Source organism: Puniceicoccus vermicola (assembly GCF_014230055.1).
Lineage (GTDB): Bacteria > Verrucomicrobiota > Verrucomicrobiia > Opitutales > Puniceicoccaceae > Puniceicoccus > Puniceicoccus vermicola.
Genome location: NZ_JACHVA010000075.1, coordinates 51129 through 77336 on the forward strand (window position 1 = coordinate 51129; position 26208 = coordinate 77336).

Here is a 26208-nt window from a genome sequence, read left to right on the forward strand (position 1 = left end):
ACTGAACTCCGACCGAACGCGGTCAGAGTGTGAAAATTTAATTTCAAGATCTGCATGGGCAGGGGGATCAGTATCACCGGCCTTATATATAAGGCCGGGTGATCCTTGATACCGATCCCTGCCCGGTGGGTTCATGATCCCAGAATGATCCCGAAATGATCCTTGATCCTTCATCACTTCTAAGACCGCTTTCTCTCTGAGTTTTTGGCCGATTCGATCTCCTGACGTGCAGTGATCCCTAGGCCGTAGAGTCCGGTGGCTGCGTTGAAGCTCAATGCCGATGAGGGATCATTGCCTTTTTGATCCCGATTTTTACAAATCCAGCGCTTCGCAGTAGCTTCAGATTTGGCTGTATGTTTGCAGAATGCTTCGACGAGATCGCCGTGTTTCCAGCTCTTCCATGGATCGCCGGCGGCAAGTTCAACGATGATCGCGCGGGCTTCCTCCGCTTTGGCATCTGCCTTTGCAGCCATCGCGCTTTCAACCTGCACATGCATCCCAGCCTGATCATTCCACTTCATGCGGATTCCCTGTAACTTTGGAATCGGGGCCCGGCGGGTTTTCGCAGTGTAAATCACTGTCGTCTCTCCATCCGGTTCCCGCTCCATGCGGAGCACGGTCTCAGATTTTCGCTCGAGATAGCTGCCGAGGTGCCCGCGCATCTTCTCACTGCCCGGGTTGAAATGGAGAATAGTCCAGATCACAGTCCGGAACTCGTTCGCAAGACGGTGAAGCTCTGTGACGACACCCTGAACCTCTCCGGGATCGTTGACGTCGTTACAAACGTCGCCGACTCCATCGAGCCACACACTGTGGATCTCATCGAAAGATTTCTGAGCATCGGCAAGAATGACTCGGAGAGCGTAGAGGATCCTTCCCGGATCGGTTCCAACCATCGGAAACGAGAGGAATCGCTTTGGCATGCTTTCGAGTCCGGCCCTACGTAGCGAACGCATTCCGACGATTTCAAATGCATCTCCTCGAGACTGTTCCGAGTCGATATGGACGATCGCACCTTTGCGCTGCGGGGATTTCCAGCCCAGGACACTCTCTGGAGAAAGGCCAGCGGCAAGACCACCGACCAAAAGAGCCGTTTTCCCGACCCCCGGCGCTGCGGTCAGGGTGCAAAGGTTTCCCGGGTGCGACACCTCAGTACCGGAAAACTCGTAGAGGCAAGGTTCTGGAGGAGGAGGATTGCTCGGATCAAATCGAATTTCTTTCAACCACTGGCGGACCTCATCTCCTTCCTCTACTTCCTCGTAGGGCGCGGTCGACTTTATCATCTGAAAAAGTGACTCGCTTGATCCTCCTTCCTTTTCAAGCCAATCGCTTACGTCACCTTTCGGCAATTTCGACGGTGCAAGGATGCGAACTTCCTTTGCTTTTCCGTAAATGGATCTCGCTACGCGAAGAGCATGCTTCTCACCGGATTCATCGTTGTCACGAAGTATCACGACGAACTTTCCTTGGAATAGGTCCGCGAAGCTATCGTTCCACTTTTCGGCGCCTCCGCAGTTCGTAGTCGCCGCTATTTTGAGTTTTGCTAGGGTGTCGGCGTCCTTTTCTCCTTCGACGATGCAGACCGAATTTTCGTCTTTCCATTCCGGCAGCCGATAGAGGACAGGTTTCACACCTCGCAAGCCCCATCCTTTAGGAGTCCCCTGGACGAATTCCTTTTCACGCTCTGGATGCTCGAGACGAGCAACGAAATGAAGATCGGATCCGTGTTCGTCCTTGTAATGGTAGCGAGCCGTTTCCTTGTAGCCTTCCGCGATCAGAGTGTCATACCTGCACCGGCTTACCTTGCGTTCAGGTTTCGAGCCTTTCTGAACTTGGCTTTTTGGTTTCAGCTTGAGCCATTCGCCCAGAAAATTCTGCGCTGCTTGTATATCTCCGTCGAACTTTGAGACCGCAGCCAGATCAATGATTCCCCCGCCATTTTTGTCCACGTGGTCGAACCATTCATCTTCGTTGATCGCGACATTGGGCCCATCTCCACCTCGCCAAGTGGCCGGGATCCGACTGTTCGAATCTACCTCAAGCCCCAGAATCTCCGCGGCAAATCGAACGCAATTGCCGCGTTCTTTGATTTCCTCGAAAGAGTAGAAGTTCATCAGTTCTTCTCTTCGTTTCGGTTGTCCGAGAATCCCACCCAGGGACCATGGGCGACTCCCATTGCCGAAATCATCTCGAGAACGATCGGTAGCGGCCCCTCCATATATGCCCACCCTTGATCGTCGGTCTTGCCGAATCGGGAAAATGCTTCTGCGCGAAGTCCTTTCGGGAAAACAGCGTGGGAGGTCTTTCCAATCCGCTGAGCCCGGTCTTTAAGTTGGTCCCGGACACCGGCACGAATCGCTCGCAGTTCAGCTTCGGTATCGTCGAGGATCACCGAGACGCCATTCGGAAGAGTCTGCGCCTTCATTTCCGGCACCTCCGAGATCTACCGCGGCCCGCGGAAACCCGTTCGAACAAACGAAGTGTGCTGCCGGAGAATCGACCTTTCTTCGGGGCTCGGTTCCTGAGACGCTTCATCGAGCACCTCCCGTCGTCAGACGGTCGAAGGCGGCGTCCGCTTTTACTACTGGAATTCTAACGCATCTTGGGCTTAGCCGGATTACCGGGATGATCCCAGCTGAGATATAGTTGTCGAGAGCTCGGATTGAAAACGAATACCGTTCGGCGGCTTCGTGCCTAGTGATCAGCTTTTTGGCTGTTTCTGCATGTGCTTGCGCGTTCATGACGCACAAGTCTCTTTATTTTTCTATTATGTCACGGGGACTTGTTTTCGGGTTTTTGTCCCGACCGCTGACGCCGGTGTTTGATGGTGTCCCCGCAGACGCCTAGTCCCTTGATAATTCCAAGAACATCTTCCGAACTGACTTGAAGCGTTTCGCCTCTGCTTTCCGCAAAATGAAATTCATCTAGTCTGAGTAACCAACCACGGAATTTTGTGAGAAATCCGGATTGTTTTCCGTCTCCAAGAGCAAATTCTGGATATCGTGAGATAAACCGAACCAGGGTTTCCGAGTCAGTCGAAGGCATGTCATCCGGATGATCTTTGTCCAGGTGTCTCCGCGTTAGAATGGCTGCGTTTTTCTTTGACCATCGACTTGCTAGCGTTGCCACTGCTGCTCTTCTCTCGTCTAGACCGAATTCAGGTCTCTCTCCGGTCTTTGCCTCCCACTTGTCGAGCTCGCGATCTATTTTCGATCGAATGAAGTCAGAAATGGGTCTCCAGTCTCGTGTGCTCATATTGTAATCGCTTTGATTGCGGGGTTCAAAATCTCCGGACTGATCGTCCAGTATCGAAGGGCCTGTGCTTTCTCTACGTCGGTGTCTAGGTAATGACCGAATGTTACATCTGTAGTCCCATGGCCAAGATTTGCCCTTAAAGCGTCCACGCTTCCGTTGATGCCCCTATGATAGTAAGTTGCGTAGGAGTGTCTTAAAACATCGGCATCAGCTCTTTCGAATCCGGCGAAGCGTCGGATCACCCGCCATTTTCGTTTCCAGTTAGAAGGTGCAACTTTTCCTTGGCGGTCCTTTGCTGGGATCAGTTTCAACCATGACAGCAAGTTGTTCTCAATGTCGACATAGCGACCGGATCGGGTCTTTGAGTCGGTGGTTCGAACTCGAATGGTTTTCCGGTGAAGGTCTATCGCATTCCAGTAAAGATTTCCGAGTTCGACTTCGGGGCGAAGGCCGGCGAAGGCTAGAATTGCAACGGCACTCCGAGCATCATTGCAGTCGAGACGCAGGTCCTCGGGGAGGTCCGTATTCTTCGTGTGGTCTTGGCATCCTTGCTTGATTGCCTGGATAACCTGTTCAGGAGTAGCGATCGAGATTCCCTTTTGTGCAGTCGCGAATTTAGGAATTCCGTCAAAAGGGTTGTTTGTGGCAACTCTGAGCGTCCGAATTGCGTAAGAGAACATTGGCTTCGCGTGAAGGATGGCCGTGTTCCGGCTAGAAGCGCTAGAAAAGTCTTTTCGGAGGATTTCTTCGATATCGTCCTGGGACACATCTGAGGCCAAGGCAGAATCAAGAACTTCAGCAATCTTCTTTGCGGTCGATCTTTTGGTTTGGATGGTGCGAGGAGAGTAGGCGCGGCCCTTCGAGTTTGTAGCGGTCTCAAGATGGTCTTCATATCGCTTCCAAAGGTCCCTCATCGGCATTGAAGCATTTCGAATATTCTCTCGTTCGGAATATTCGAGAGCGACTTCCGTTAGTGTGACTCCGTAGGGTTCGAGGATCTCGGATGCTCTAGCGGCGTCTTCTGCGAGACTTGCTTTGATCTTCCGTCCGGCCGTGCCCCATTGATCTGCCATTCCTTTGATCCGGCCTGCCTCGACGTCTGCAGCTCTTTTCGTGTCGAAGAAGAGACGCTGCCGTTTTCCAGTCGGACTTTTTGCGGCCGGAATACTAATTCGCCAGCGCCCCTTCGATTGATCAAATACCGGAGTCAGAGGCCGAGCTTTTGGAGCTCTTTTTCGTGCCGCTGATTTCTTCATGATAGGCAGGATAGTGCCTATGGTGCCTAATTTGCAAGCGCTTTAGTGCGGTTCTGTGCATTTCCTTGCAATATAAGTTGTTGAAAATCAATAGAGGTCGTTCAAGATTATAGCATTCGTAATGAGTAGGTCGTCGGTTCAAATCCGACTTTCGGCTCCATTTTCATGGAGCCTTTTTTCGGGTCTATGCCAAAGTCTGGGGACCGGGCACAATTTCTGATTATTATTCTCTAGGATTATTATGTTCATCAGCACTGAGCGAGGACGCTCAGCCGGAAATTTTCAAAGTTTCTGAAGCCGAAGGCTCTTCTTTGATGGAGTTGGCAAAATATCCAAATTAATTGTGTGGAGGTCATCAGGGGATCAAGAATTCTCGAAAGCAAATGGTTCCTCTATTTGCCTACACTAACCAATTGGGGAATTGGATTATTCTTCCTTGGATCGAAGACCCTGACAGGCTTTTATAGTTGGACGATTCAGACGCTTTTCCCAACGAATCATGAAGATCCTTATCAGAACTCTGCCCCTCTTCTTGGTCCTTTCTCTGATGGCCTCCGGGCCTCAGGCACGCGGGCAATCGATCCCGGTCCAACGTAAAGTCGTTGTCAATCAGGAGAGACAGCGAAGATTCGTAAACTCTGAACCAGAGGTCGTCGTACACCCGCAGCGAGAAGCTGTCGTTCCTCCCTCTTCACGGACTGTGGTTGCCGATACTGTTTCTTTCTCGGAATCGTCTCTAAAGGGGAACATAACGATTTCTTTGAAGATTTTTGAGGACGGTGAGGAAATCTCACATGTGGAATTCCAGACGATCAATGAGTTATCTCAGGTCCGGGTCATGGTTCCAACAAGCAGCGACGCAATATCCAATCTCGAGTTCGTCAGTTTTATATCACCCGTGGGTAGCGATCATTATAGGGTCCAATTTTCATATACGGGCGAAATGTGGTCTTCGGTTGATAATGGGGGGAGGGTAGGTGAATCGTTCAGTTGGTCTTCCAAAGTGGAAGTCGAGAAAGGAAAAGAGGAGGTGTTGATGAGGGATGGGTCAATTACCTATACATTGAAGGCTGGCGATGAGCTTCAGAAGCTAGGGCCTTTGGGACTCGAAGAGTGAGTTTTTGGGGCTGGTCACCCTAATGAGCGAGGCGGAGAGAGAATAAGATCGAGCATAGAAAAGAGATCGAGTTCGGAGGTCCTTGTTCGGACTTGACGAGACCTATACATCCACAACGAAAACAAACTCGGCTCTCTCACGATTCCCTCCATAATTCTGTGGTTCTTCTGAGTGGGCCTTATTGTTCGCCCTAGACCCGTTCCAAGCTGGCCCTCTTGTTTTCGACTTGGGAAACTTTCCATTCTCCGGAAGGCAGTCGGTAGCTGCAGGAGTGGCCGTTGGCTCCCAGGGAGAAGAGATGGAGCCATCCGTTATCGAGAAGCTCTTTCAGGGCGGGCTGCCGTTCCAGGATGGTATCGAGTATATCCGGATCGGCGGCCACGAAGGCGTGGAGGCGGGAGGGTTCGTGCATCAGTTGCTTTCCAGTGTGGACGGATTGCAGGGGAAGTCCGGGGCGTAGATCATTTTCATTGCCGAGGGCGACTCCGAGTCCTCCGACCACATTATGGATGCCTTTGTGTCCGCTGCCGAAATGGGTGTTGTCGACCGAGGAGGCGTAGTATTGGAGGTTGATCCAGCTCCCGACAACCAAGGGGCCGGCGAGGATGGACTCGAGGAGTTTGCCCTCGGGATCGGCGCCGGGATCATATTCGTGGAGGAATGCTTTGCCCTCGAGGTTGCTGCTTTGAGTCCAGCTCCGTGGTGCGACGATGAAGCCGGCGTTTCCGGCCAGGCCCCATTCGGGCCGCACTTGAGACCAGTCGGTGCTACGGGCGCGAATCGCCTTAAAGGTTTCGGTCGAGTTGACGTTCAAGTCTTTTGCGCGGGTGGCTGCCGTCCACAGCCCTGCTTGATCCAGACTGTGGCGGAGGGTCTCGAGAGTCTCCTTGTGGGAGGAGGGAATCGATTCGAGGTCGAAGAGGGTGACCTCATCAGTCGTGGTGTTGTGGAGACCGGAGATGAACCAGGTGTCTTTCGGGATGGTGATACCCTGACCCTCCAATCCGCTCCGGACGACTGGATCGTTGAGGAGGGCGGCAGCGATGCGGGCATTGGCATCTCCCGGGTGTCCTCCGCAAGCGCCACAGTCCAATCCGGATCCGTAAGGGTTGTTCCGTGTTGTGCTGCCGTGACCGCAGAGAAGAACGAGGCGCCCGCAATGTTGGGTGAGACTCAGCCCCTTGAGAATCCCGGCTGCTAGGTTGATCCGGGTTTCCGGATCGAGCTCTTCCGCGAACTTGGGAAGGCGTCCGGACTTCGGTGAGGAGTCACCGAGCCCGAAGGCGCTTTGGAGCATCTTCCAGCCGAAGGTTAACCCGAGCGTTTCGACAAAGCTGAAGCAGGAGGCGGCACTCTCTTTGAACTTTTTCCAGTTCCGCTCCGTGTGGTGGGGATCGGTGTCTTCTCCTTCGTGATGGGAGTGTTCGCAACTCTTTACGGGAGGCGCGAGAAGGGCAGGGCACCGGGCTTCGGAATGTTGATGTCCAAATGGGGTGTGGTCCAGTGGGACGCCGAAGAATCCGGCAAAGCCGATCGTATGAATGTTGGGCAGGGCGGTTTCCAGATTTCTCCGGAAGAGCTCGGAGCGGACGTCAATGCAGAAGGCCGCTTGGATGTCCGGCTTGGCTTTCTCCTGTGGGGCGCTTTGAGGATGGATCCGTTGTTGCAGCGAATGTTCGATGTGATGCTCGAAGGCGCTCTGCCAGAGGAGGCGCTCCGCGAGGTCAATGGGCATGATTTCGCTCGATTTCTCGATTGGTTCTTCCATGAGAATGCGCCTCCAGCCCAGCAGGCAGTCTTTGTCTTGCGAGTAGGCATTGTAGAGGGTGCATTCGTAGTTGAGCAGGATTGCGAGGAGCTGGATCAACTCACTGCCAGAAGAACTCCGGATTTCTTCTTCCCGGTCCATGTAGCGCAGGTGTCCGGCCCACCCGGGTAGAGTGAGGAGGACCCGGTAGAGGAATTCGGGGAGGAAGGCTTCGGGAATGCCCATGGTCTTGACTGCGTCGGTGATCGCTTCTTCCGGATCGGCCGACATTTCCGTCAAGGTCTTGTGGGCCTTCTTGAGGCCCATGCAAGCCAACGTTTTGTCGTGACCGACAGATTCGTGCCATGCTTCGTAAAAACCATTCTGAATGCCGGTAAGAAACCAGGTGGATTGGCCCTTGTCGTAGTAGGCCGCGCACCATTTCGCCGCTTCCTCGCTGAATGCGCGGCCCCAGTGCGTTCCTTCCCTGTCATCGAGATAACCGCTGAAGGTGCCCGGCCGATACAGTGGCTCCGGGAGCGTCTTCGAGGCGTCTAAATTCTCGGCAAGAGCGTGGGCATTGAGTGCCCGGTCTGACTCCCGGAAGGTCGCGATGACCTCCTTGGGCGCCCGCTCAATTGCTTTTTGTAGATCTGCAGTCTGGATTTCTCCCGAGGCGAATTTTTCGGAATACCACGATTGTGGCATCGTCAACTGCGCGCCTTGGACCTGGGAGAGGTAGTGAGCGGTGTCGGCGAAGGCGCGGTTGGAGAAGCCGAGAAATGGATTTACGGCGACAAAGTTGGCCAGAGGCCAGAGCGGAGCGATTTGTCCGCAAGCTTGTTGGATGGATTGGTGTGGATTCATTGGTAGGAAGGATGTTTTGGAGAGAAGTTCAGTGACTTACCGTCCGGCGGGGACGAGTCCTGCCGCCCGGGAGAAGCGGTTGGCCAGGGTGTTGAGGTAGAAGCCATTGAGGGCGTGAATGTAGAGGGCCTGGAGCACACGTGGCCTTGCTTTGCCGGTGGGCTGAGTTTGGATAGTCAAGGTGATGAGTAGATAGGCACCCAGGATTGCGGCGAGAATGATTTGTAGGGCCAATCCTCCGACCGGTTGGTGTGGCAGGGAGTCGGAAAAGTAGCGCATAGTCCCATCGGCGAGGCCCAAGTAGAGGGCGACGAACCCGAAGGCGCCGAGAATGTTCCGGCCCATCTTCAGCAGGGAACCGTGTTGTTGCTGCGAAACGACGAGGTATTGACTCACGGCCATGGCGAGGACGGTGAGGAAGACCAGTAGACCGGGCTTCGTGCTGGCCGAGAGGCCCCATCCCCACGCCATGATTCCGACAAGGGCGATGCTCATTCCAGTGAGTCCGATCAGAATGATCGGCGAGAGAGGTGCGACCGGGCGAGGCTCCAGCCGTTTCAAATTGGCGATGGTGGAACCCGAGGAGAGGAAGGAGTGGGCTTTGTAGAGCGAGTGGGCAATGAGGTGAAGAACGGCCAAGGAAAAGGCACCGAGTCCGCACTGAAGCAACATGAAGCCCATTTGCGCGATCGTAGAGTAGGCGAGGCTCCGCTTGACGCTGGTTTGCGTCAGCATGACGAGAGAGGCGCAAATGAGAGTGAGCGCTCCGATCACGGCGAGGAAGAGCATTGCTCCAGAACTTTCGAGGAGGAAAGGGCTCATGCGGATGACGAGATAGCCGCCAGCGTTGATGATGCCGGCATGCATGAGGGCGGAGACGGGAGTCGGGGTTCCCATGGTGTCAGGGAGCCAAGTGTGGAAGGGGAATTGGGCCGATTTGAGGACGGCGCCTCCGACGATGCACCAGGCGATCCAAGTATGGTTGGCCAGCAGCTCGGGCTGAGCCGAGGTCTGAGCGAAGAGTTCGCTGAAGTTCTGAGTGCCGAAGACCCGGTAGATTCCGATGAAGGAGAGGATGAGGAAAAGGTCGCCGAGCCGGCTGACGATAAATTTCTTCCGGGCGGAGAGAAGAGTGCCAAGGCGGTCAGGAAAATAGACGAGGAGGTGGTGGAGACCGAGGCTGCAGACTACCCAGCTGAGCCAGAATTGAACGAGACCCGGCGAGAGAACGAGGGAGATGACTGCGCCCAGGGTAACCATCAGCCATTTGAAGAATCCTCCTTGATTCGCATCACCGCTCAGGTAATTGCGGGAGAACCGGACAATGACTGCCCCGAGGAAGGTGACCAGACCGAGGATCGGGAGGGAGAGGGTGTCGAGCCGGACGCCCAGCACGCCCGCTTCGGTGAGGGTGGCGCTGAGGTTGATCCTTCCTTGGATGAGCCAGAGGGCAAAGGTGATAAAAGTGGCGACTGTGGCGGCCCAGGCCAGAATCTCGGCTACTTTGCCCGTCCGGCTTGAGTTTTCATTCAAAATCCGGGTGGAGAAAAAGGCAAAGCCGAGAAATGCCAGCGGAACCCATCCGGTGAGTGTGGTGAAGAAAGTGTCCATGAGTTGGATAATATCGAAAATGGTTGAATATATCCAATATAAGAAAAATATAGTTTCGTTCGGATTTATATATGGATCAGCTAAATTATCATCACCTCCGTTATTTCCATGCCATCGTCCGGGAGGGAACGCTTACCGCGGCAGCCGCCCGTCTCAACGTCTCACAATCATCTTTGAGCGTGCAGCTGAAACAGTTGGAGGAGAACTTGGGGTGCGCGCTTTTCGATCGGATGCACAAGGCGCTGCATCTCACGGAGGAGGGGCGGATGGTCTTCGACTATGCTGAGACCATTTTTCGAACCGGTGAGGACATGCTGGCAACACTTCAGAATCGCGGCAGTAAGTATAGCGAAGTCCTTCGAGTGGGAGCGGTGGCAACGCTATCCCGCAATTTTCAGCTTTCTTTTTTGCGGGAAGTAATCGATGACGAGAACATTGAGGTCGTGATCACCTCGGCGAGCATGGCCGAACTACTGCGTCAATTGAAGTCCCACACGCTGGATCTGGTGCTGTCGAATCGGCCGGTGAAGCGCGATGCGGGAAATTCCTGGCGGAGTAATCTAGTGGCTGAGCAACCGATCAGTCTGATTGGTTCGAAGAAATATCGAAAGAAGAAGGCATTTCGTTTTCCCGAAGATTTGGAAAATGTTCCGATGGTCTTACCCTCACGGGAGAGTGAGATTCGCTCCCATTTCGATTTGATTCTCGAACAATACGGGATGCGGCCCCTGATTGCTGCCGAAGCCGATGATATGGCGATGTTGCGACTCTTGGCCCGGGAGATTGACGGGATCTCGCTCCTGCCACCAGTGGTGGTCCACGACGAGCTGGATCAGGGGATTCTCTACGATCTGCACCAAGTGCCGGGTTTGTTTGAGGATTTCTACGCCATTACTGTGGAGAGAAAGTTCCCGAACGCGGCGCTTCAGAGGCTCCTGAAAGTCTAGGGTGCAGGGCTCGTTTGCTTTGATATCGGTTCGGGATTGAGGCGGGTCGTTGGAGAGGATCCCTCCCGAGGTCATTTTCTCGTTTTGTTTTTACGATCTTTTTGCCACCCTCGGCACGTGAAACTCTACCTTCGATTGATCGTCTTGACTCTGGCATGGGCTCCGTCGGTGCTTTCCGCTCAAGAGATGTTTCTCGGGGGAGACGAGTTCGTATTGGCGAGGGAGCGCAGTTCGAGCGAGCGAGAGCTGCAGGTCTTTTATCCCTACGGTGAGGACGAGCGCGATTGGGAGAAGCGAATTGAGATTCACTATTACCCTGATTTGGAACAGCCGCGCCGAGTGGTGATGGCGGTTATGAAACGCTTGCGCGAGCGCTATCCGGATTTGATTTATAAGATCCTTCCTCAGCCGGAGTCGGATCGGGCCGGGGTTTCCTATTTGGTCGCTACGGAGGGAGAGACAGAGGTGCGTCTGGAGTTTTTGCTCTACGCGGAAAACCCTGGTGTCCGCGGATTGATGGCCTATCGCCTGACCTATCGCAGCCGGGGCCCTGACGCCCGCTACGCGAAGGCTCTCCTGCGCGGCAAGTGGGACTACTATGAGAGGGCCTTCGTCGAAGCGAACTGGCCCGAGTCTTTGGAGAATGTGGGCAAGGTGACCTCGCCGAGTGTTTTCACCATGGGTGGCAGCTCCTTCGGAAAGTCGATGTCGGAGGTTGTGCCGGTCGAGAATCGCTCGTTGACGGTTCGTTTGCCCGAGGGACGAATGCTCGAGGTCGATCGCGCATTTCTTGAAAGCCAGAACATTAAAACGCGGATCCCGTTTTTCTATTTCGCTGTCCCCAAAGATACGGAAAATCTTTTCATCGAGTATCAGAGTGCGGGGATTCCGGAAGTGTTGAAGCTCAGCCTAGCGGGTGCCGAAATGCAGTTGGTGGAGAATATCCGCATTTTCCCTTTCATCCTTCCTTCCTCTTCCGGAAATGAGCGTTTGTGGGAGACCGCGGGGAAACTCCGACGAAAGATCGAAGAGGAATATCTCAACGGTTGGGACGACGTCCGTGTCTCCGAGCCGTTTTTGACTCAGATCGGGCCTGCGCAAGGGTTTGTCTGTCTGGCCTCGTTTGCCGATTCCGAGGGGATCCGGATGTTTGCCCGGTTTACGCTTTTGATGCCTCCCTTGGGGGATCGGGGAATCCTTGCCTTTTCTCAGGTGGATCCTCGATATTCCTCGGTGAAGCGTCTGGAAGATTTGGAGAGTGGAGGAGTCATGGCTGGCGTCGCGCATTCGATTCGTTTTATCGATCCGGCCACGAGAGTGGTGGAGGAAGAGCCGGAGGCTTCGCAGAAATCCTCTCCGTTGCCATATGAGTCCAATTGAGAACCCAGAGCAGCTGACGGAGCTTACGGCGATTTTCGCCGGACTTGGGCTGAGTGCCGCCGCGGGTCTACGGGTGTTCCTGCCTGTACTGGCCTTGGCGCTGGCGAGTCGTATGGGATATGTCGATCTGGGGGATCGGTTTGAATGGCTCAGCAATCCCATGATCATCATCGTCCTCGGGACGGCGACGGTAGCCGAGGTGGCTTCTTATTATATCCCTTGGGTCGATAATCTTCTCGATATGGTCGCCACCCCGGCGGCAATCGGGAGTGGAACCCTGATCGCCACCGCGATGATGCCGGAGATGAACTCGGCCTTACAGTGGGGACTGGGGCTTCTTCTCGGAGGAGGTGCGGCGGGCGTCATTCAGGGAACAACCGTCGTTACGCGGGGAGCTTCGACGGCGACGAGCGGCGGCTTGGCGAACCCAGTCGTGGCGACGGCCGAGACCGGCGGAAGTGTGGCCGTGGCCGGATTGGCTTTCCTTATCCCCGTAGTGATCGGGATTCTCGTCATTTTCGTGGTCGGATATCTGATCATCAAACTCTTCCGCGTCATCGTGGGTCGCCGACGCCGGACCACGGGCCGGATCGAGGAAGAGGACCGAAGCTAGCCGGAGATATTTTTGGAGAAGAACGGCGAGAGCCATTTCTGTCTTAGTTTGAGAGGGGCGGGAGGTGCTGAAGCATCCTCCCCACGTTGGATCCGTTGTGCAGTTTGCCTTTTTCGTCGTCGTGGTGGAGAGGAATGGCGAGAGCCATTTCTTACGTTTGTATGTGAGGGACGGGAGGTGCTGAAGCATCCTCCCTACGCTGGATTCGTGGTGTAGCTTGTTTTTTCGGCGTCGTGATGGAGAGGAATGGCGAGAGCCATTTCTTATGTTAGCGTGTGAGGGACGGGAGGTGCTGAAGCATCCTCCCCACGTTGGATCCGTGGTGCAGTTTGCCTCTTTCGTCGTCGTGGTGGAGAGGAATGGCGAGAGCCATTTCTTCCGTTGGCACTTGCCCCCGGGCCCGGCCTCGATTCCTCTTCTCGGAGTTCCCGCCCAATATGAAAAAAGAATTTTCCATCCGTCACCGTGTTGCCTTTTCCGAAACCGACATGGCTGGCATCGTCCACTTTTCGAATTACTTCCGATACATGGAGTTGGCCGAGGCGGCCTTCTTCGCCAAGTTGGAGGAGGAGTTGATTCACCGGGAAGAAGGTCAGGTGCACGGATGGCCCCGGGTGCGGGCTTCCTGTGATTACAAGGCTCCCATTTCTTTTGGCGAAGAAGTCGAAATTGTCCTCATGGTGAAAGAGGTGAAGGTCCGGGCCATCGAGTTCGCCTTTGCGATGTATCGGGTCGAGAACGGCGAACGAGGGGAGAAGATCGCCCGGGGAAAACTCACCACCGTGCACGTCGTCCGCCACACGGGCGAGGGAGTGCACCAGATGGAGTCGATGACGATTTCGGATACCTTTCAGGAGAAACTGAAGGAGTGGACCGGATAAAGTTCGCGTGGATCGGCTAGCCCATTTGGGGGATGAAGGGTTGATGTGATCTAAATCAGGGGGAACCTCCCCATCCCGCTCAGCAAATCCTCCTCCTACGAGCGGGAGGGGTGTTCTGTTCTAAGGTTCCATCAACTCATCAGGTTCATTTCGGGCTCCTCACGCGTTCGTTGGAACCGTGAGTTTGTCGAAAGGCGTAGGAGAGCTAGTCCGCCGAAGCATTGCGGGGGAGGCTCGATGCTTCGAGGGGTTCTATTCCCGTTCGGGTAATCCCCGTCACAACTTCGCTGTGAATTATAAAAAGGTGAACAAATGTTTACTTATTGGAAAATATTCTCATCGTTTCCGGCATGTACGCCGAACTCCATGCCAGCAGCGCCTTCTCTTTTCTGGAGGGGGCGTCTTTGCCCGAGGACTTGGTTCGAGTGGCGGCTGAGCTGGGGCTGGAGTCTATCGCCTTATTAGACAGCGGAGGGCTGTATGGGGCGCCCCGGTTCTTCCGGGCGGCGCGGGAGCAGGGGATTCGGGCTCTGGTTGGGGCGAAGCTGGATCTCGAGGACGGGTCGCGGCTGCCGGTCTTGGTCGAGAGTGCGGAGGGGTATCGGAGTCTCTGCCGCTGCCTGACGGATGCCGCATTGCGGGGAGCCAAGGGAGAGTCTCCGATTCTCTGGGAGGATTTGGAACGGTTGGGGCCGGGAATCGTGGCGCTCGGGGGCGATGAGACGGGTCCTTTGTCGCAAGCGTGGAAGCGGGGAGGGCAGAGGGCGTTGGCCGAGCGGGTCGATCAACTGCAGCGGGTTTTTCCCGGGGATCGTTTTTATTTGGAGATTCAGCGGCATTTCCGCCGGTCGGAGGCGGAGTGGCACCGGGTGCTGGTGGATCTTCGCGCGAGCCGGAGGCTTCCCATCGTGGCGACGGGAGGAGTCCTGGCCGCCCGCCGCGAAGATCGTCTGGTCGCGGATGTGTTTGCGGCCCTGCGGAATCATGTGAGTCTGGACCGGGCCGGCCGACTACTCGAGCCGAATGGGGAGAGACGGTTGCGTTCTCCCGGAGAAATGGCGATGATTTTTGCCGACCTCCCGGAGTGCGTGGAGGAATCGGCGCGACTGGCCGAGCGGTTGGAGTTTACGCTCGAGAACCTGGGCTACGAATTTCCTACCTTTCCGGTGCCAGCGGGCGAGACCATGGAGAGCTATTTGCGGGGAGTCGTGTGGTCAGGAGCACGGGAGCGCTACTGCACGATCTCCCCTGCGGTTCGCAAGCAGATCGAGCACGAGTTGCACCTCATCGCCAAGCTCGGTTTTTGCGGATACTTTCTGCTGGTCTGGGACCTCATCCGCTTTTGCCATCGGGAGGAAATTCTTGTGCAGGGGAGGGGCAGCGCTGCCAACTCGGCGGTTTGCTATTGTCTGGGGATTACGGCGGTGGATCCGGTGGGGGCGGGCTTGCTGTTTGAGCGATTTCTCAGCGAAGGTCGAGAGGGCTGGCCGGACATCGACTTGGATTTGCCGAGCGGCTCGCGCCGGGAAAAGGTGATTCAAGAGGTTTACCGCAAGTATGGGCGTCGGGGGGCAGCCATGACCGCGAACGTCATCACCTACCGAGGGAAGAGTGTGATTCGCGAAGTGGGAAAGGTATTGGATTTGCCGGAGGAGTTCATCGGTCGCTTCTCCCGGCTCCGAGGGAGCAGCGGTTTTGAGGGACAGGAAGATTTTCTGGAGAAAGCGAGGGAGGCGGGATTGCCGAAGAATCATCCCCGGGCTGAGATGTTCGCCCGCCTCTTTGAGGGGGTTCGCGGTTTGCCACGACACATTGGCCAGCATCCCGGGGGAATGGTCATCGCGCAGGGGAAGTTGGATTCGGTCGTCCCCCTGGAGAATGCGGCCATGCCAGGAAGAAGCGTGGTCCAGTGGGATAAGGATGATTGTGAGGATCTGGGAATCGTGAAGGTCGACCTTCTCGGGCTTGGAATGATGTCGGCTATTCAGGATTCACTGGCTGATGCCGAGCGTCGGGGGCGTCCGCTCGATCTCGCCCAGATGCCCAAGGACGACCCGGCGACCTACGAGTTGCTCTGCGAGGCCGATACGATCGGCGTGTTCCAGGTCGAGAGCCGCGCGCAGATGGCCACCCTACCACGCATGCTACCACGGGAGTTTTATGACCTTGTCATTGAAGTGGCGATCATCCGACCTGGACCGATTAAGGGGGATTTGACGAATCCTTATCTGGAGCGGCGGGCTGGGCGCGAGCCAGTCGATTACATTCACTCCGACCTGGAGCCCGTGCTGAAGAGGACTTTGGGAGTGCCGCTCTTCCAAGAGCAGATTCTTCGCATTGCGATGATGATGGCCGACTTCACCGGGTCCGAGGCCGAAGAGTTGCGGCGCGCCCTCAATTTCTCCCGTTCGCCCGAACGTCTTCAGCGGGTACAGGCGAAACTGAGACGAGCTCTGCAGGAGAAAGGGCATACCGCAGACATCGTGGACCGGGTGACCGAGGCCGTGGGATCCTTCGCCCTCTACGGGTTTCCCGAGTCTCATGCGATCAGCTTTGCCATGCTGGCGTACGCGAGTGCTTATTTAAAAGTGCACCGGGCGGCAGAGTTTTACGCCGGGCTCCTCAACAACCAGCCCATGGGATTTTATTCTCCCTCAACTCTGGTCCAGGATGCTCGTCGCCGCGGACTGCGGTTTTTGCCGGTCAGTGCCTGCCATTCGGATTGGCGGGTGACGGTTGTCGACGACAAGACCCTGCGAATCGGTTTTAGGATGTTGGGGGAAGTCAGCCATCGGGCTGTAGAGCAGCTGCTGGCCGAACGGTCACGGCGTCCCTTTCTGTCTCTTTCCGATTTTCTCCGTCGGGTGCAGCTGACGAGTCGGGAACGACGACGGTTGGCTCTTTCGGGGGCTTTCAACGAATGGGCCGGAGATCGGCGAACGGCCCTCTGGAAGGCGGGCGATGATTGGGCGAATGTTCCCGTTGTGGGCGGACTGAGCGGACTGGCTTTTCGCGGAGACGAGGAGCGGGTTCAATTGCCGCGCATGACTCTCGCCGAACGACTGGAGGCAGATTACTCCTCGTGCGGACTCACTGCCGGAGACCATCCCATGGCGATGGTGCGAGGGGCATTGCCGGGAGTCTGGAAAGCCAGCGAGTTGGAACAAGCGTCACAGGACGCCATGGTGGAAGTGGCTGGCGCTGTGATTTGTCGCCAAAAGCCGGGCACGGCGAAAGGAGTGGTTTTTGTCAGTCTCGAAGATGAATCCGGCGTCGCCAATCTCATCTTCTACCCCGATCGCTACGCTCGTTTTCGCTTAACCTTGATCGAAGAGCCCTTCCTCCGCTGCCGCGGCCGGGTTCAAAAGGAACGAGGCGTTATCCATGTCCTCGCAGAGGACCTCCAGCGCTTGGACCTCGCCCAACAACTCCCGGAAGAAGCCTCGCACGACTTCCACTGAGAAGCGGCCATTCCGGGAAAAGGCATTACATTATCCGAGAATGAGGCCGTTCGTTCGGGATCGAATCGGCAGCTAAAGCAGCCCCCCATGTCTCATCGGTCCGGTGTGGATTCCCCACAACCAATCCTTGTGGGGCGGGTTCCGAATTGGACGGGTGGATAAAGATGACGCAAGGCCAGTTGCCGGGGACGATTGGGGATTCCGATGCGTCTTTCTTTCCGAAAGAGTCATTCAGGAGCAGAACAACTTTTCGAAAAGCTCTTTGCTCAAACGTTCTCCGTCCTCGGTCAGGAGAACGGACTTGGCTTTGCTTTTGGGATTGGAGATTAGATTCTTCTCATGAAGCCGATTCAGCGCTTCCCAATCGTGGCTTTTCCAAGCTCTGGGTAAGGTGTCTTCGGGTTTTCCCTCGTAATAGCTGGTTAAGTGAAGGAGGGCGAGAACGGCTTCGTCGATCTTGTCGGTGTTCGGTTCCATAGAGAAGCGATTATGAAATTATGGGATCGGAAGCCAGAATGAAGAGAGGCTTTAGGGAGGAGGGCACGCTCAGGAGCGCTAATTATGTAGATCATTTTTACTTTTCCGCTTCCCTGAATCAGCGATCTCGCCCAGCCTGCTCTTATGTCAGGATTTGCCACGCAACTCGCGAAACGTCTCGGGAAGGAGGAACGGGCGAATACCGATCCTTGGTTTTGGGGATATCTTTTTCAAGGAGCCGTCATTCTAGGGATCTCTCCGATCCTGATTCCGATCATCGTTGGAAATGCGGCCAGCGCATCGGCAGTGGGTTTGGTGGTGGGAGCCTTCTATCTCGGGCAGGTGTTTTCCCCGATCATTGGGAAAATTGCCGACGATACCCGCTGGTTTGCGGGGTTCTTTCTCGGTGGGTTCGTGCTCATCGCTCTCGGATGTGTGGGGTTCATCTTCTTCGAGTCTACGGGGCCTTGGGTTCTCTGTGCACTCCTACAAGGGGTCGGCGCCGGAATGACGAATACGACCGCATTCAGTTACATCGTCGAATTCCGGCCGAGGGAGGAATGGGACGGCCATCTCGGATGGTTGCAAACCTTCTACGGAACTGGGCAGGCGGTCGGTCTGCTTCTGGCGGCGTTGCTACAGTCGGATGTGGTTTTTGGAATGATTCTCTGCGGCGTCCTGATGGTTCCGGGGATATTGCTCGCGCGGGTGGGGTTGCCCTCTGTCGGATCCCGCCCGAAGCGTCAGGAGAAGGTACATCATCCGAAGCCCACAATGGGAGCGGCCATCAGTCCGGCGTCGGTGGTTCGGCACTTCGAACATTTCCACCTTGGGAGGTTTGCCAAGGGTTTGGGCCAGAACCTTTTCTCCCGATACACCTTGTGGATCACGAGTTGGTTTTTCCTGATGATTGGGGTGTGGATGGTGATGAATTTTCTGCCTCTGCTCATGAAGGCGAACTACGGGATTTCGGCGGGACAGTCCTCGCTCTACTACGGGATTGCGGCAACGGTGGGTATCTTTCTCTATGCGCCCTCAGGTTCCTGGTCGGAGAAGATCGGACCCGGAAAGGTTGTTCTCATTGGGGCGGTCGGTCTCATCATTACCAACCTCGCCCTCGTCCTCCTCGTTCCCGTCCCCTCAACGGTTCAAATGATTCTGGTCCCGCTTTTCTTTGGCATTTTACCCATTGCCTGGTCTCCCCTGATTGTCGGGGGATCTGCTTTGGCGGGAGAATTGGCAACCTTTTCGCAGGGCGCGGCCATGGGGATTTTTAACGCAGCCATGGCCGTGGCCAGTGTGACGGCCGCAGTGGTCGGTGGATGGATCGCCGGAACATTCAGCTATGGAACCGTGACCTTGGTCGCCATGATCGCCGCGATCGCCGGAGCCGTGTTGCTTCTGCCTTTGTGCGGGAAGAAGAAAGAGCATCCTCTGGCGGCGGACGGTTCGGCGGAATAGTTTTCGAGATTTCGGGCTGTCGGACTTCCAGCCTGGGGCGCTGCCCCGGACCGTGTATCCCGCAGTCGCGGGAGAACGGATGTTGCCTCTCAGACGTTACCTTTCCGACGAACCGTTTGCTAAAGCGGCACGGTACTTTATTGGCTGCGAGTTTGATTCCCCGCGCCAGTGTGCGATCTCAGATTTAAAATCTCAAAATCACCGCGGAAGTTGAGTCTCAATGCTCTGCGCTCTCGTCGATATTGATCGGCGGGGACCAGCCTTCCGGTTCGCGGACCTGATCGATCAAGGCTTGCACCTTTTCGGATGGGGCCGGGAAGAGGGGGGTCAGGCCGATGGTGACGGCGAGGTTGACGAACATGCCGACGGTGCCGAATCCTTGGGGATCGATGCCTTGGTCAGTGAGCCCGAGGGTCCATTGGGGCATGTCGAAGAAAACGACGCTGATAACGTAGAAGGCGGTGATTCCGAGTCCGGCGACCATTCCGCAGAGGGCGGGAATGGTTCCGACGCGTTTCCAGAAAATGCCGAGAACGATGACCGGGAAGAAGCTGGCCGCGGCGAAGCCGAAGGCAAAGGCGACGACCTGCCCGACAAATCCGGGCGGGTAGATTCCGAAGAGTCCGGCGATGACGACTGCGACCCCGATGGTTCCACGGCCGACGAGAAGTCGCTGCTTCTCGGTCGCTTTCGGATTCATTATCTTGAAGTAGAGGTCGTGGGCGACGCTGGAGGAGATGACCAGGAGCAATCCGCTGGCCGTTGAAAGTGCGGCCGCGAGCCCACCAGCGGCCATGAAGGCGATAATCCAGTTGGAGAGTTCCGCCATCTCCGGGGTGGCGAGAACGATGATGTCGCGGTCGGGACCATTGAGACCCATCTCGTTCATGAGGGGCCGTGCGTTGACCCCTTTGGCTCCGTCGGTATCGATCCACTGCTGATGTTGGCGGGCGATTTTCGCGAGTTCGGGTCCGGTCAGGGCTCCGGCGCGAAAGATCTCGTTATCGGAGTTTCCGGTGTAGCGTACGGTGCCGTCCCCGTCGTCAAACCAGAGAATGAGGCCGGTCTGTTCCCAACTCTTGAACCAGTCGGGGAGGTCCTGCTCTTTGGCCCCGTTGAGGGAGTCCAGCATGTAGAAGCGAGCAAATCCGGAGATCGCGGGTGCGGTGAGGTAAAGGAGGGAGATGAAGAAAAGGGCCCAGAAGCCGCTCCAGCGGGCCGCTTTCGGACTTTTCACCGTGTAGAAACGGACGATGACGTGGGGGAGACCCGCTGTGCCCACCATGAGTGCGAGGGCGACGAAGAAGACGTTCACCTTATCCCACTGACCGATAAACGGTTCGGTATAGGGCCCAAAACCAAACTCCTGTTGAATGCCATCGAGCCGGGAAAGGAGGCTGACGGCCGTCCCTTGCAGGTCGCTGCCCAGCCCGAGCTGAGGGATTCCGGTTCCGGTGAGCTTGATCGAAATGGCGATGGCGGGAACGAGGAAGGCCGTAATCAAAACCCAGTATTGGGCCACTTGAGTCCAAGTGATCCCTTTCATGCCGCCGAGAGTGGCGTAGATGAAGACGATGACCATCCCGATAATGACCCCAATATTGACGTCGACCTCGAGAAAACGGCTGAAGACGACCCCGACGCCCCGCATTTGGCCGGCGACGTAGGTAAAGCTCACAAAAAGGGCGCAGATGATGGCGACGAGACGGACCAGCTTCGACTCGTAGCGGTCACCCATGAAATCCGGCACCGTGTAGTGGCCAAACTTCCTGAGGTAGGGGGCGAGGAGCAGGGCTAGGAGAACGAATCCTCCGGTCCAGCCCATGAGATAGACTCCGCCGGCGTAGCCCATGGTGGAAACGAGCCCGGCCATGGAGATAAAAGAGGCGGCGCTCATCCAGTCGGCAGCCGTGGCCATCCCGTTGGCGGCCGCGGGCACACCGCGTCCCGCAACGTAAAAGCCCTGCGTGGTGCGCACCCGGCTCCACCAAGCGATCCCTAGATAGAGGGAGAAGGAGGCGCCGACGAAAAGATAAGTCCAGATTTGAACGCTCACTGGGCGGCCTCCTTTCCTGCGCGGGAGCGAGTGCGATCCGCCATATGCGAACGGTCGAGTCGATTCATGATCAGGGCGTAGATAAGAATGAGAAAGACGAAGACGATGATGCTACCCTGTTGGGCAAACCAGAACCCGAGAGGATATCCGGTGCCCGGGAGCGTGTATTGGTTCAACGTATCGGCAAAAAGGATTCCGCATCCGAGTCCGGCGGCTGCCCATATCGAGAGCAGGATGAGCATGAGAATGATGTTCCGGCGCCAGTAGCTTTTGAGAATCTGAGATTCGTAAGCTGGATCGAGGGCTTGGGGCGGGGATTCAGGAGGGGGAGGGGGCATATCTCCAGTAGCGGGGTGAATAAGGGGTAGTAGATTTGTAAATATTACCCGTATCGGATCAATCCGAGGTTGTCACGAAGGAATGCGGGGAGTTGGAGATAAGTTGTTGCGTCTTTCCCAGAACTTACGGATCGGAAGGGCGATAGCCATGCGATATCTGAGCGGAAAAGTCCGAACTTTTCGGGAGCGTTCGTAGAAACGACTCTCGTCGTTCCTCTCCAGAGAGATGGGAGAGAGATGGGAGAGGAATGGTAGACGTGTGGTTTGTCGTCATTTGCCATTCTCGTTTGCTTTTAGGGGCTCCCTCTTGCAAAATTCGCTCTGTGAATTCGTCGAACAATCCTCTTAAGTTCTTTACCAGTGTCGTGCTCGCGGTCGGTATGATGACGGGCACGGTTCTCTGGGTCTTCGGAAATGAAAGTGCTGGCGACGAGTCAGCCGAGGCCTCAAGGCCCGCTCCTTCCCTGAAGGTGGACGATTCTCCGGTTCAGGGAGAAACCTCTTCTGAGGTCGTCAGCTACGCTGATATGCTGGAGAAGGCGACGCCTTCGGTTGTCGGGGTCGTGACCACCCAGGTCGTATCTGCAAGGGATCGCCGCCAGCCGATGACTCTCGAGGATCTCTACCGTTATTTTCACGGCCTTCCCCCTCAGGGATCTCCTGAGAATGATGGACCTCCAGACGGAGAAGGGGATGAACGCCGCGAACCCATTGGTATGGGGTCGGGAGTCATCGTTTCCCCCGAAGGTTATGTTTTGACCAATAATCACGTCGTCCGTGTTGGTCGCGGCAATGAGATCGCCGACCAGATTCTGGTGCAGCTTTCGGATGGGCGCGAGTTCGAGGCGGAACTTGTGGGAACTGATGAGGGAACGGATGTGGCCATCCTCAAAATTGACGCCGGGGAACCGCTGCCCGCCGTCACCTTTGCCGATAGCGAAAAGCTGCGGGTGGGCGATGTCTGCTTTGCCATCGGCAATCCGCTCGGAGTGGGTCTGACGGTGACTCGGGGGATTGTCTCGGCGATGGACCGTAGCATTGGCATTCTCCGAGGCGGCTACGAAGACTTTATTCAGACCGATGCCGCGATCAATATGGGGAACTCCGGGGGAGCCCTCATCGATGCCAAAGGGCGGCTGATCGGAATCAACACCGCGATTCTCTCTCGTTCGGGGGGAAACATTGGAATCGGCTTTGCCATCCCTGCCAACATGGCCCGCTACGTGATGGAAAGCCTCATCGAGAAGGGAGAAGTCCCTCGCGGGTTCCTCGGAGTGGTCATCGGTGACCTGAGTCCGGAGTTGGCCGAAGCTTGGGGACTTCCTTCGACGAAGGGAGCTTTGATCCGCCAGGTCCAAGAAGGGAGTGCCGCGGCAAAGGCGGGCCTCATGCACAGTGATGTAATCATTGATGTGGACGGACATGAGATCGATTCCGCGACGGAGTTGCGTTTGACGATCTCGCAAATTCCTCCCAATGAAACCGTAAACCTTACCATTCTTCGAGACGGAGAAGAGATCAAAAAGGAGGTGGTTCTCGGATCGCTTGGCGACCATATGGCCTCTGGAACCGAGGATTCGGTGGAGGAAAGGCCGTTTGAAAACATGGCGATTGCCGCCCTCACCCCTGAGTTGCGTGCCGAGTTCGAGATTCCTTCCACTGTCAACGGCGTCTTGATCACCGATGTCGAACGAATGACTCAGGTAAATCAGCAGTTCCGTCCGGGGATGGTCATTAGCGAGGTCAACCGCGTGCCAGTGACCAGCGTTGAAGAGGTTTCTGAAAATCTTCGCGATGGGCAGAACTCACTCTATGTCTGGTTCGACAGTGGATATGATTTCCTGACCTATGACCGCAAATAAGGGAGATCAGCGGTGAAAAGCTCCGCGCGCAGACATTGGCCGATGCCCGGCGAAGCCTTCGACTCGGCGAGATCGGGGGGCGCTGGGTCCGTGGCCCCGCCTTTGACGGAGGTAGAGGTCAAAAACACGGCCTCACAGGCGTCCTCAGGGGCTGGGATTCCTCTCAAGGGAGGCCCGACTCCGCCGATTTTGCGGCGGGCAGTTGGAGGCCTGTTGGCGTTCGGATTCGGCCTGTTGATCTTCTTTCTTTCGCTGGAATTGATTCAGACGATCAATTTGTTGTTGGAGTGGCCGGCTTACACGGGCTGGCCGGTTCTCGCCCTTCTCCTCAGCCTCATGGGATATGGAATCTTTCGCTTGGCGAAGGTTCTGATCTCTATCCGGGAGATGCCGATTGTTTCCCGGCTGGAACCGGGGGAGCTGGAGACCTTACCGGGTCGGCGGAAAGAAGAAATCCGCAAGCAGCTACTCGGGCAGATGGAGTATTTGCGACGACAGCGGAAGGATCCAGAAGATCGGCTGCATCCAGTGTTGGACCGTCTCTCTGCAGAAGCTGCTTCGCATCCGGCAGGGCAGTGGATCCGGGATTACGATCGGCTAATCCTGAGTCCTCTGGGCAAAGAAGCCCGTGATCGGGTTCGCAAAATCGCTCTGACTGCCGGAGCCAGTGCAGCGCTGTCACCGTGGCGGATCCTGGATGCCATCATTGCCTTTAATGCGGCCACCCAAGGAGCGCACGACGTTCTTCGAATTCACGGAATCCGTCCCAGTCAGGCCGTGGCGGTGGCCTTCGCCTTCGATACGTTTCTCAATACCTTTCTGGCGACGGTCGTGGAGGACGTGAGCACCGACCTGGTTGATAGTTTGACCGCGCAAGTTTCCGCTGAAACGGGCGCGAGCGCTGCCAAGGTCCTGGCCCCGAAAATTGCCGAGGGCCTGACAACCGCCGTCTTTGTCCGGCGATTGGGAAATCGGATGATCCGGCGATTGCATCCATTTCCGCGGTAAGGATTTTTTCGTAGAATCGACGTTTCGCCGATGAGGAGGTAGCGTCGACGTTTCGTCGATGAGGTTTGACGGCGGGCTCCGACCGGTTTGGGCGGCTTCGGTCATCCGAGAAGCGCGGATGCTACGGGATGGAGCAGAAGGTAGCATCGACGTTTCGTCGATGAGGTTTGATGGCGGACTCCGACCGTTTGAGCGGCTTCGGTCATCCGCGAAGCGCGGATGCTACGGGATGGAGCATAAGGTAGCGTCGACGCTTCGTCGATGAGGTTTGACGGCGGGCTCCGACCGTTTGGGCGGCTTCGGTCATCCGCGAAGCGCGGATGCTACGCGATGGAGCAGGAGGGTAGATGCTATGAGCGGATCCGAGGGATCTGCTTTTCTTGGGGCCTCTTCTTTCGGATACTAAACAGGCCCGGGTTAAGAGGACCCGGACCTGAAAAAATGAACCTGAAAGAAAGATTCAAAAAATGAAGTTATACATGGCGCTGGAACTGAGCAATACTAAATGGAAGCTGGCCTTCTCGACGGGAGAGAAGATACGGCTGATCACGATCGAGGCTCGTGATCAGTTGGCCTTTCAATCGGCCCTGAAGGCGACTCGGGACAAGTGGCAGCTAGGCGAAGACATTGAGGTTTTCAGTGTCTACGAAGCGGGCCGGGACGGTTTCTGGATCCACCGCTGGCTGGAGGGGTTGGGGATCAACAACGTCATCGTTGATCCCGCCAGCATTGAGGTGAACCGCCGCAAACGCCGAGCCAAGACTGACCGCCTGGACGCCAAGGCCTTGCTGCGTCAGCTGATTCGCTACCACGGCGGTGAGCATACGCTCTGGTCTGTCGTGCGCGTGCCGAGCGTGGAGCAGGAAGACCTGCGTCGGCGCGAGCGAGAGATCAAGCGACTGAAGAAGGAGATCGGTGCGGGCACAGCCCGGATCAAAAGCCTGCTTGTTTTGCATGGACTTCGCCTCGATTCACTTAGCAAGCTCGATACACGGCTCGATTCGCTGCTCGGTTGGGACAACCGCCCCCTCCCGGAACATATACGCAGCGAGATCGCCCGCGAATACGAACGCGTGGAGTTTGCCCGCACCCAACTCAAGGCTCTGGAACGTGCGCGGACTGCCCGAATCGCAAAGCCCCAAACAAAGGCCGAGCGACAGGCCCACAAGCTCACCCGGCTCAAGGCCGTTGGCGTCATCAGCGCCATGACCTTAAGCGAGGAGTTCTTCAGCTGGCGAGAGTTCCGCAACGTCCGGCAAGTCGGCGCCTGCGCCGGTCTGGATGGCTCCCCCTACGACAGCGGCGACAGCAAGAACGAACAAGGCATCAGTAAAGCCGGCAATGCCAAGGTCCGGGCCCTGATGATCGAGCTGGCCTGGTCGTGGCTGAGGAACCAACCCCAGTCGGATCTGGCCAAATGGTTCGACAACAACTTCGCCAGGGGAAAACGCAGCCGAAGAATCGGCATCGTCGCTCTGGCGCGCAAGCTACTGGTGGCTCTGTGGAAGTACTTGGAAAAAGACGAACTCCCCGCTGGGGCTCTCCTCAAAGAGACTGCCTGAGAACTTTTACCAATCAAACTATCTGAGCTTTATCTGACTTTGGTGGATTGATGGCCCGTTTCGATGCTGGAGATGGTAAATCCCACTCGTTCTTGTAGATTGGCGTCATCATGAAACCGCATATTCAAGCCTGCGATCAGGCGTATTTGGCATCAGGTGACCGGCTAGACCGGCACGGATAGAAGTTGGTCCCGAGGGCTACATAGCCCCGGATACTCAAATGCGGAAACCACTAAGATCAATCGCTCAAAATAAACATAACATTATCGCGATTATGACTTGACCCATAAATCACCATAGAAGCATCGA

At 56.1% G+C, this 26208-nt stretch carries 18 protein-coding genes; 10 read left to right on the forward strand and 8 right to left on the reverse strand.

Features of this window, described 5'->3' with window-relative positions; genetic code table 11:
• Positions 1-179 precede the first annotated feature (179 nt).
• The 3 genes from H5P30_RS08275 to H5P30_RS08285 all read right to left on the reverse strand — a co-directional run bounded on the left by H5P30_RS08275 (position 180) and on the right by H5P30_RS08285 (position 4511).
• The gene (locus tag H5P30_RS08275; protein WP_185692479.1) at positions 180-2114 is read right to left on the reverse strand and encodes a toprim domain-containing protein; all 1935 of its coding nucleotides are present in this window, start codon (positions 2112-2114) and stop codon (positions 180-182) included.
• On the reverse strand, positions 2114-2425 hold the full coding sequence (locus H5P30_RS08280) for a hypothetical protein (protein WP_185692480.1): 312 nt from the start codon (positions 2423-2425) through the stop codon (positions 2114-2116). Before H5P30_RS08280 ends, H5P30_RS08275 begins: the two co-directional genes overlap by 1 nt.
• An 826-nt stretch (positions 2426-3251) precedes the next feature.
• The gene (locus H5P30_RS08285) at positions 3252-4511 is read right to left on the reverse strand and encodes a tyrosine-type recombinase/integrase (protein WP_185692481.1); all 1260 of its coding nucleotides are present in this window, start codon (positions 4509-4511) and stop codon (positions 3252-3254) included.
• A gap of 700 nt (positions 4512-5211) precedes the next feature.
• On the opposite strand from H5P30_RS08285, the gene H5P30_RS08290 reads away from it, so the two are divergent.
• A complete protein-coding gene (locus H5P30_RS08290; protein WP_185692482.1) occupies positions 5212-5628 on the forward strand; it encodes a hypothetical protein in 417 nt (138 codons plus the stop codon).
• A 190-nt stretch (positions 5629-5818) separates the two neighbouring features.
• On the opposite strand, the gene H5P30_RS08295 is transcribed toward H5P30_RS08290, so the two are convergent.
• Both H5P30_RS08295 and H5P30_RS08300 read right to left on the reverse strand, forming a co-directional pair.
• The gene (locus H5P30_RS08295; protein WP_185692483.1) at positions 5819-8242 is read right to left on the reverse strand and encodes a YbcC family protein; all 2424 of its coding nucleotides are present in this window, start codon (positions 8240-8242) and stop codon (positions 5819-5821) included.
• Between the two features lie 36 nt (positions 8243-8278).
• Entirely contained in the window at positions 8279-9853 is a 1575-nt protein-coding gene (locus tag H5P30_RS08300) for a proton-conducting transporter transmembrane domain-containing protein (RefSeq protein ID WP_185692484.1), read from the reverse strand.
• 71 nt (positions 9854-9924) lie between these two features.
• On the opposite strand from H5P30_RS08300, the gene H5P30_RS08305 reads away from it, so the two are divergent.
• From H5P30_RS08305 to H5P30_RS08325, 5 genes are all read left to right on the forward strand, one after another.
• Positions 9925-10800: a LysR family transcriptional regulator gene (locus tag H5P30_RS08305; protein ID WP_185692485.1), complete on the forward strand. Its 876-nt coding sequence runs from the start codon at positions 9925-9927 to the stop codon at positions 10798-10800.
• 117 nt (positions 10801-10917) lie between these two features.
• Positions 10918-12180 carry a hypothetical protein gene (locus tag H5P30_RS08310; protein ID WP_185692486.1) on the forward strand — a complete coding sequence of 421 codons (1263 nt, stop codon included), beginning with the start codon at positions 10918-10920 and terminating at the stop codon, positions 12178-12180.
• Entirely contained in the window at positions 12167-12793 is a 627-nt protein-coding gene (locus H5P30_RS08315; protein WP_185692487.1) for a DUF4126 domain-containing protein, read from the forward strand. Before H5P30_RS08310 ends, H5P30_RS08315 begins: the two co-directional genes overlap by 14 nt.
• 437 nt (positions 12794-13230) lie before the next feature.
• Positions 13231-13674, forward strand: coding sequence for an acyl-CoA thioesterase (locus H5P30_RS08320; protein ID WP_185692488.1), 444 nt, complete (start codon positions 13231-13233; stop codon positions 13672-13674).
• 323 nt (positions 13675-13997) lie between these two features.
• Positions 13998-17135, forward strand: coding sequence for an error-prone DNA polymerase (locus H5P30_RS08325; protein ID WP_221774325.1), 3138 nt, complete (start codon positions 13998-14000; stop codon positions 17133-17135).
• A gap of 231 nt (positions 17136-17366) precedes the next feature.
• Here H5P30_RS08325 and H5P30_RS08330 read toward each other — a convergent pair whose 3' ends face one another.
• Positions 17367-17612 (reverse strand): DUF6429 family protein, encoded by a 246-nt coding sequence (locus H5P30_RS08330; protein WP_185692489.1) that lies wholly within the window; start codon positions 17610-17612, stop codon positions 17367-17369.
• 144 nt (positions 17613-17756) lie between these two features.
• Here H5P30_RS08330 and H5P30_RS08335 point away from each other — a divergent pair, with 144 nt between their 5' ends.
• On the forward strand, positions 17757-19073 hold the full coding sequence (locus tag H5P30_RS08335) for an MFS transporter (RefSeq protein ID WP_185692490.1): 1317 nt from the start codon (positions 17757-17759) through the stop codon (positions 19071-19073).
• Positions 19074-19290: 217 nt separating this feature from the next.
• Here the strand turns inward: H5P30_RS08335 and H5P30_RS08340 are convergent, their stop codons facing one another.
• Positions 19291-21129 (reverse strand): VC_2705 family sodium/solute symporter, encoded by a 1839-nt coding sequence (locus H5P30_RS08340; protein ID WP_185692491.1) that lies wholly within the window; start codon positions 21127-21129, stop codon positions 19291-19293.
• Complete coding sequence (locus H5P30_RS08345) at positions 21126-21467, reverse strand: DUF4212 domain-containing protein (RefSeq protein WP_185692492.1); 342 nt, start codon at positions 21465-21467, stop codon at positions 21126-21128. Before H5P30_RS08345 ends, H5P30_RS08340 begins: the two co-directional genes overlap by 4 nt.
• Positions 21468-21790: 323 nt before the next feature.
• On the opposite strand from H5P30_RS08345, the gene H5P30_RS08350 reads away from it, so the two are divergent.
• The 3 genes from H5P30_RS08350 (at position 21791) to H5P30_RS08360 (ending at position 25899) form a co-directional block, all read left to right on the forward strand.
• Complete coding sequence (locus H5P30_RS08350; protein ID WP_185692493.1) at positions 21791-23329, forward strand: Do family serine endopeptidase; 1539 nt, start codon at positions 21791-21793, stop codon at positions 23327-23329.
• Between the two features lie 12 nt (positions 23330-23341).
• Positions 23342-24337, forward strand: a complete 996-nt coding sequence (locus H5P30_RS22460; RefSeq protein ID WP_185692494.1) for a DUF697 domain-containing protein — start codon at positions 23342-23344, stop codon at positions 24335-24337.
• A 467-nt stretch (positions 24338-24804) separates the two neighbouring features.
• Positions 24805-25899: an IS110 family RNA-guided transposase gene (locus H5P30_RS08360; protein WP_185691013.1), complete on the forward strand. Its 1095-nt coding sequence runs from the start codon at positions 24805-24807 to the stop codon at positions 25897-25899.
• Positions 25900-26208: the final 309 nt, after the last annotated feature.